Consider the following 608-nt stretch of genomic DNA (forward strand, 5'->3'; position numbering starts at 1 on the left):
GTGCCCGTTGCCAAATACTCCAAAAGTTTGAGCGGGTTACACGCTTTGATTTGTGCGTTGTCGACAAACGGTAGCCAACTTGCGTCCCAGTGTTGGGAATAGCTTGGCAATAAATGATGCGCGCGAGGCCCCAAGTAATGAACGTTGTCTCGCTGTGGTAATGGATTGTGGGCAAACTCATTCGGTCCAATAAAAACCAAATCCCAATCCGGTGCGTGTTGGGCGACTTGGTCGATCAAACGATAGTCCAGCCAGTCAGACAAACTGACATAAAAACCCAATATTTTACGGCCATTGTTCGGCAAGTCGCTTGCATTTTCTGCAGGCGTTGAAAATAGACTGAAATCGACCCCGTGTGGCAGCGTTGTGGTTTTATTATCCGGAAATCGAGCGGCCAGCTTGTCGCTTGCAGCAAGAATACAATCGGCGTTATCAACCAGTGTGCGTTCATGCTCCATCACTGTTTGATGATCAACGCCCGCTAACGCGCCAAAATCGTCTCCACAGTAGTAAATCAGCCCGCGTTTATTCATGGCATTACACACATCAGCGGCGGTTGGTAGGGATGTCCAAAACAGTGGGTTGTCGAAGTTCAACGCTTTTAAGTG

Annotated in this window: 1 pseudogene; it reads right to left on the reverse strand. The window is 48.7% G+C overall.

The features are described 5' to 3' along the window. Nucleotides 1-608, reverse strand: a pseudogene (locus R8O11_RS29275) (glycosyltransferase family 1 protein); the annotation flags it as partial.

This window comes from Vibrio sp. 1288 (genome assembly GCF_033344475.1).